This is a genomic window from Streptomyces sp. SID11385 (assembly GCF_010548245.1).
GTDB lineage: Bacteria > Actinomycetota > Actinomycetes > Streptomycetales > Streptomycetaceae > Streptomyces.
Genome location: NZ_JAAGLR010000364.1, coordinates 1 through 6,348, shown reverse-complemented (window position 1 = coordinate 6,348; position 6,348 = coordinate 1). Strand labels below are relative to the sequence as shown.

General features: G+C 69.5%; 6 protein-coding genes. 4 read left to right on the top strand and 2 right to left on the bottom strand.

Annotated elements, in window-relative coordinates:
- The first annotated feature begins 217 nt into the window (after nt 1-217).
- Both G3I42_RS10930 and G3I42_RS10925 read left to right on the top strand, forming a co-directional pair.
- Nucleotides 218-655 (top strand): hypothetical protein, encoded by a 438-nt coding sequence (locus G3I42_RS10930; RefSeq protein WP_164284844.1) that lies wholly within the window; start codon nt 218-220, stop codon nt 653-655.
- Nucleotides 656-892: 237 nt separating this feature from the next.
- Nucleotides 893-1,701 (top strand): IS5 family transposase gene (locus tag G3I42_RS10925; RefSeq protein WP_164284852.1). Its coding sequence is split into 2 segments (ribosomal slippage): nt 893-1,241 and nt 1,241-1,701, totalling 810 coding nucleotides; the frame shifts between segments, so codons are not numbered across the junction.
- Between the two features lie 73 nt (nt 1,702-1,774).
- Here G3I42_RS10925 and G3I42_RS10920 read toward each other — a convergent pair.
- A complete protein-coding gene (locus G3I42_RS10920) occupies nt 1,775-2,500 on the bottom strand; it encodes a hypothetical protein (RefSeq protein WP_164284850.1) in 726 nt (241 codons plus the stop codon).
- A 483-nt stretch (nt 2,501-2,983) separates the two neighbouring features.
- On the opposite strand from G3I42_RS10920, the gene G3I42_RS10915 reads away from it, so the two are divergent.
- Nucleotides 2,984-3,268, top strand: coding sequence for a hypothetical protein (locus G3I42_RS10915; protein WP_164284848.1), 285 nt, complete (start codon nt 2,984-2,986; stop codon nt 3,266-3,268).
- A gap of 196 nt (nt 3,269-3,464) precedes the next feature.
- Nucleotides 3,465-5,288: a glutamine--fructose-6-phosphate transaminase (isomerizing) gene (gene glmS, locus G3I42_RS10910; RefSeq protein WP_164284846.1), complete on the top strand. Its 1,824-nt coding sequence runs from the start codon at nt 3,465-3,467 to the stop codon at nt 5,286-5,288.
- A gap of 151 nt (nt 5,289-5,439) precedes the next feature.
- Here glmS and G3I42_RS10905 read toward each other — a convergent pair whose 3' ends face one another.
- Nucleotides 5,440-5,964 carry a universal stress protein gene (locus G3I42_RS10905; RefSeq protein ID WP_007822581.1) on the bottom strand — a complete coding sequence of 175 codons (525 nt, stop codon included), beginning with the start codon at nt 5,962-5,964 and terminating at the stop codon, nt 5,440-5,442.
- Nucleotides 5,965-6,348 lie beyond the last annotated feature (384 nt).

The following is a 6,348-nucleotide window of genomic DNA, read 5'->3' as shown; positions in this document are numbered from 1 at the left end:
CGGGCGGCGGCTTTGCGGCGCGGGGGGTGGATTCGCGGCGCGGGGGTGGCGGGCCTGCGCCACGGTGGCGAGGCCCCGCCGTGGGGCCGTCGGGGTCCTTCGGGTAATGTTCCAAGGTTCTGCTCCGTACGCCTGTGCGGGAACCGTCCGGGGGTGCGGAGCGGACTTACTGGAGAGGCGCCGCAGGGGGCGGCGTCCGTTACCCGGGGGGATCTCCATGCACACCCGACGCCGCACCACGGTCGCCGCCGCTTGCCTCGGCCTCGCGCTCAGCCTCTCGCTCACGGCGTGCGGCGGAGGAGGGCAGAAGGCGGTGAAGGGGATGCTCGTACAGACCACGAACACCCCCTCCACGCTCTACTGCGTGCAGCTCGACAACGTCAACGGCAAGTCGAGCCAGGACGGCCGCTGGTACGAGGTGAAGCAGAAGGACTACAACAAGGCCAGCTCCTCCGAGCCGGGCGCCCGGCTGAAGTTCACGCCGAAGGACGACGACTGCAAGAGGTCGTCGAACGGCTCGTCCTCGTCGTACTCGGACGACGACCACAAGAGCTACAAGAAGCACAAGAGCTACAAGAGCGGCACGAGCAAGAGCCGGAGTCGCAGTGGTGGCGGGAGTGGCAGTGGGGGCCGCGTGAGCAAGAGCCGCCGTTGACGGGAGGCGCCGTTGACGGGCGGAGCGGCGGGTACGGCCGAGCTGGCTGATAGGCGCTGAGCGGTGGCGGATCGCGTGCGGCCTGTGGAAAAACAGGGGCTTGCGAGAAAACGGCTCACTCTTCGGAGTGAGCCGTTTCGCGACTTCAGGGGAGTTATCCACAGATTTACTGATCGTTTCAGAATGACTTGAACCGCGGGTCTTGCGTCTAGCGATCTTGGTCGGCAAAGTGTCTGGGTGCGTGCTGGCCTTGTTCCGGATGACATTTGGGAGCGCGTGGCTCCGCTCCTACCAACCTCTCCTGAGCGGCGCCGCCGCCACCCCGGACGACTGCGTGTCCCCGACCGGGCGGCCCTCACCGGGGTGATGTACGTACTGCGGACCGGCGTTGCCTGGCGTGACGTCCCGGCCGAGATGGTCGGCTGCTCCGGGGTGACGGCCTGGCGCCGCCTGCGGGACTGGACCGAAGCCGGCGTAATGCCGCGCCCGCACGCAGCCCTGCTGACCGAGCTGTGCCATGCCGAACTGCTGGATCTTGAACGCTGCGCTGTCGACGGCTCGCATGTCCGGGCCCTCAAAGGGGGGATCACGTCGGCCCCTCGCCGGTCGACCGTGCCCGTCCTGGCTCCAAACACCACCTGATAGTCGACCGGCACGGAACCCCGCTCGCCGTAACGCTCACCGGCGGCAACCGCCACGACGTTACCCAGCTGCTGCCTTTGCTCGACGCGGTCCCGCCGATCCGGGGGTTGCGAGGACGGCCTCGTCGCAAACCGCGGCGCCTGTATGGCGACCGCGGCTACGACTTCGACAAGTACCGACGGATGTTGTGGGCACGTGACATCAAGCCGGTGTTCGCCCGACGCGGCGTCGCCCACGGCTCCGGGCTGGGCAAGACCCGTTGGGTGGTGGAGCGCACGTTCGCCTGGCTTCACCAATTCAAACGGCTCCGCATCCGCTACGAACGTCGTGCCGACCTCCACCAGGGCCTGCTGGAACTGGCCTGCAGCATCATCTGCCTCCGACGACTCCGAACGACGTGCTGACGCAACAGCAACCTCCGCGAGGGGTTCGTGAGGTTCGGATTGGGCTGTAGAGGTGCGATATGGACCCCACTGGTCAAAAGTCGGGGTGAACGCGCAGCGCCGCCAGGGTGGTCGGCGCCTGCTCTGGCTTGAATGACCAGCCCGGCATGCCGCCCCAGGCGATCGACACCCTCAAGTACTCGACCAGGGTGATGCCGGATCGGCCTGCCACGCCGTGAATGACCGGGTCGGCCACGTACCGGGCCATCTCGATCTCGTGGGTGGCACCACTGATGTTGGCCTTGTGCAACTCGTCCGGCGCAAAGTCGGAGAAGAACCCGTCCTCGCCAACCTCGGGGTCATCCTGCACGGCGTCCTGGTAGTCGCCCCAGCTCTCCCGCAGGTGCTGCACAGTCGGAAGCACCAGCGGGTCAGGAAGTACCGGGGCGGCTCTGTACTGGCTCCCTGTGGAGTAGCACTCGCTCAGCGCCGCGCAGTCCCCAGCGAACCACGCGCCGCCAACCTGGCGGAAGCATGCATCCAGAGCCGGCGGCACGGAGCCAATCTCAGCACGAAGAAGATCGAGCTCCCGCAGATCCTCGGCCGTAACCGGCTCCCGGGCGGGCATGACAGGCACGAGTCCGAGGTCGGTCAGCTGCTCCGCGAGACGGTCCACATGGCCTGCCACCCGCTGCATCGTCGCAAACGCCACCCCTCGGCAGTCCTCGTCAAGCGCATCTGGAACTGAGCCAAGACGGCGCAGGTCGGCCCAGACACCGTCATGATCACCGCTGATGTACCGCTGCGTAAAGGAAGTCACCGAGGCACCCTGTCCAACATCAGCATCCGTAGGCAAGCCCCGACTAGCTACGGCATCCCCCACGTCCTTGCTTCGCGGCTCAACTCATTCTGAAACGATCAGTTAGGGGCGAGGGGGTGGTTTGGCGTTACGGGGGGTGGGGGTTTGACATCCTGGTATAGGGGTCGCCCCCCAGGGAGGGAGGGGGCTGTCACGGGGTCGCCAAGAGCGGGCGCCCACCCGTCGAGCGGAGAGCCCGCCTGGCTCAGCGAGCGCGAGAGCCCCCAGCGCGAAGGCGCCCACCCCGCCCCGCCGAGCGCGAGAGGCCCGCCCCGCCCCCGAGCACGAGAGCCCCCCGAGCCCGAAAGCCCCACCCCACCTGATCGCGCACGCCCACCCCACCCCGCCCTCCGCCCCGCCCTCCGCGCCGCCCTCCACCCTTCCCCTGCCCGAATTCGGGCAGATTTCTTGCAGAACCCCCCTCCCCTCCCCCAATATCGACGAGTGCAAGAACGCCGACCCGACCCCGACCCCCTCGACGAGCTGCTCGACCACCTCACGCGGAGCACCCCGCTGAGCCGTGGCGAGGCCCATCGCGTGGTGATGGACGTCCTGGCGTTCTACGACGAGACCACCGAGGAATGGGTCCGCAGGCGGCACCGCGAGCTCCAGGCCAAGGGCCTCACCAACCCGGCGATCTTCGAGCGGATCTCCGAGGAGCTGCCGCACCGCGCGGTGGCCCCGCCACAGCTCTCCCTGCGACAGCTCCGGCGCATCGTCTACGGCTGATACGGCTGAAAAGCGCGACAGCCGAGAACCCGACGACCGCCAACCAGCCGGCCACCAACCCGGCACCCAGCACCCACCGACCGGCCGACCGGCACCGTCACCGCCCGGCCCCCACCACCGGCCGCGAACCCACCACCCAGAGCCACCGACAACACCACCACCAACACCGACACCACCACCAAGGGGCGAAAGCAACATGTGCGGAATCGTGGGATACGTAGGCCGGCGCGACGTCGCCCCCCTCCTGCTCGAAGGGCTCCAGCGCCTGGAGTACCGGGGCTACGACTCGGCGGGTGTCGTGATCACCAGCCCGAAGGCGAAGGCCCCCGGCCTCAAGCTCGCCAAGGGCAAGGGCCGCGTCCGCGACCTGGAGGCGCGCATCCCCAAGCGCTTCGCCGGGACGACCGGCATCGCACACACCCGCTGGGCGACCCACGGCGCCCCCAGCGACCACAACGCGCACCCCCACCTCGACCCGGCCGAGCAGGTCGCCATCGTGCACAACGGCATCATCGACAACGCCGACGAACTGCGCGCCCGCCTCACCGCCGACGGCGTCGTCTTCGCCTCCGAGACCGACACCGAGGTCCTCACCCACCTCATCGCCCGCGCCACGCACGAGTCCCTGGAGGACAGGGTCCGCGCCGCGCTCGGCCAGATCGAGGGCACGTACGGCATCGCGGTGCTGCACGCCGACTTCCCCGAGCGCATCGTCGTGGCCCGCAACGGCTCCCCCGTCGTGCTCGGCATCGGCGACAAGGAGATGTTCGTCGCCTCCGACGTCGCCGCCCTCGTCGCCCACACCCGCCAGATCGTCACGCTCGACGACGGCGAGATGGCGACTCTCACCGCCGACGACTTCCGCACCTACACCACCGAGGGCTCGCGCACGAACCCGGAGACGACCACGGTGGAGTGGGAGGCCGAGTCGTACGACATGGGCGGCCACGACACGTACATGCACAAGGAGATGAGCGAGCAGGCCGAGGCCGTCGACCGCGTGCTGCGCGGCCGGATCGACGAGCGCTTCTCGACCGTGCGCCTCGACGGGCTGAACCTCGACGCGCGCGACGCCCGCACCGTGCGGCGCATCAAGATCCTCGGCTGCGGCACCTCGTACCACGCGGGACAGATCGGCGCGCAGCTCATCGAGGAGATCGCCCGCATCCCCGCCGACGCCGAGCCCGCGAGCGAGTTCCGCTACCGCAACCCCGTCGTCGACCCCGAGACGCTCTACATCGCCGTCTCGCAGTCCGGCGAGACCTACGACGTCCTCGCGGCCGTGCAGGAGCTGAAGCGCAAGGGCGCGAAGGTGCTCGGTTTCGTCAACGTCGTGGGCTCCGCGATCGCCCGTGAGACGGACGGCGGGATCTACGTGCACGCCGGCCCCGAGGTCTGCGTCGTCTCGACCAAGTGCTTCACCAACACGACCGTCGCCTTCGCGCTGCTTGCCCTGCACCTCGGCCGCATCCGCGACCTCTCCGTCGCGGACGGCAAGCGGCTCCTGGAAGGGCTGCGACGGCTGCCCGGGCAGATCGCCGAGATCCTGGAGCGCGAGGACGAGGTCAAGGAGCTGGCGAAGGCGTACGCGGGCGCCCGCTCGATGATGTTCATCGGGCGCGTGCGCGGCTACCCCGTGGCGCGCGAGGCGAGCCTGAAGCTCAAGGAGGTCAGTTACGTGCACGCCGAGGCGTACCCGGCCTCTGAGCTGAAGCACGGCCCGCTCGCCCTCATCGAGCCCGCCCTGCCGACCGTCGCGATCGTCCCCGACGACGACCTCCTGGAGAAGAACCGGGCCGCGATCGAGGAGATCAAGGCCCGCGCGGGCCGCGTCCTCGCCGTCGCCCACCAGAAGCAGGAGAAGGCCGACGACACCTACGTCGTGCCCAAGAACGAGGACGAGCTCGACCCGATCCTCATGGGCATCCCGCTCCAGCTCTTCGCCTACCACACGGCCCTCGCGATGGGCCGCGACATCGACAAGCCGCGCAACCTGGCGAAGTCGGTGACGGTGGAGTAGCCGGCGGCGCTCGCTCCAGCGCGGGCGCGGCTACGAGGTTCGCTCGTACGAGGAGCACGAGTCGTACGAGCTACGAGGAGCACGAGTCGTACGAGCGAGGGGCGCCCCAGGCCGTGGGGCGCCCCTGCCGTGGTCCCGTGTCGCGTCCCGCTCAGGGGATGACGATCACCGGTCGCTGGGCGCGGCGGGCGAGGCGGCCCGAGACGGAGCCGAAGATGCGGCCCACGACGCCGTGCGTCGTACCGACGACGATGGCGTCCGCCTCGTACTCCTTGCCCACCTCCTCCAGTTCGTGACAGATGTCGCCGCCCCGCTCCACCAGGACCCAGGGCACCTCGGAGAGGAAGTCGGCGCAGGCCAGCTCCAGGCCGAGGACCTCGGTGCGGTGGTCGGGGACGTCGACGAAGACGGGTGGCTCGCAGCCCGCCCACACGGTGGTGGGCAGCCGGTTGGCCACGTGGACGATGATCAGCGCCGAGGCGGCGCGCAGTGCGAGCCCCACGGCATAGGAGAGAGCCCGTTCACTGGAGGTGGAACCGTCGAAGCCGACCACGACGCCGTGCCGGAAGGCCGGATCGCAGGACGGGCGGTTTTCCTCCAGCGCGAGGGGATCGGCCGCCGTTTCGGCGGTGGGCCGCTTGCGGTCCGCTGGTTCGGGGAATTCGTGACCGGCCATCGGTGTCTCGGCGAGTGAGTCCTCGTGACAAGGAAGACGGAAGAAGGAATCAGGGAAGACGAATCAGGGGGAATCTCGGGGAAAGCGGCGCACGGGGAGGAACAGGGAGCGGCACGATCACCGGACCGTGCGACTGTCCGGGAATCGCCTTCCCCAGCGCATACCCCCAAGGGTACGGCCTCACTCCTCCCCGAAGGGCCCGCCCGAGGCGGTCCGCCGACGCGTTCCAGGGAGCATGCCCGAGCCCTGCCCCCTCTGGCAATGGCCGGTGGCGCGTGCCACGTTCGCGAACCGCGGCGGCGGGCGGGGCGGCGGCGGAAGGACGGGGTGGGGGCGCGCGTGGAGGGGCGGCGGGGGCGCGAAGGTGGGCGATGCGGCGCGCGG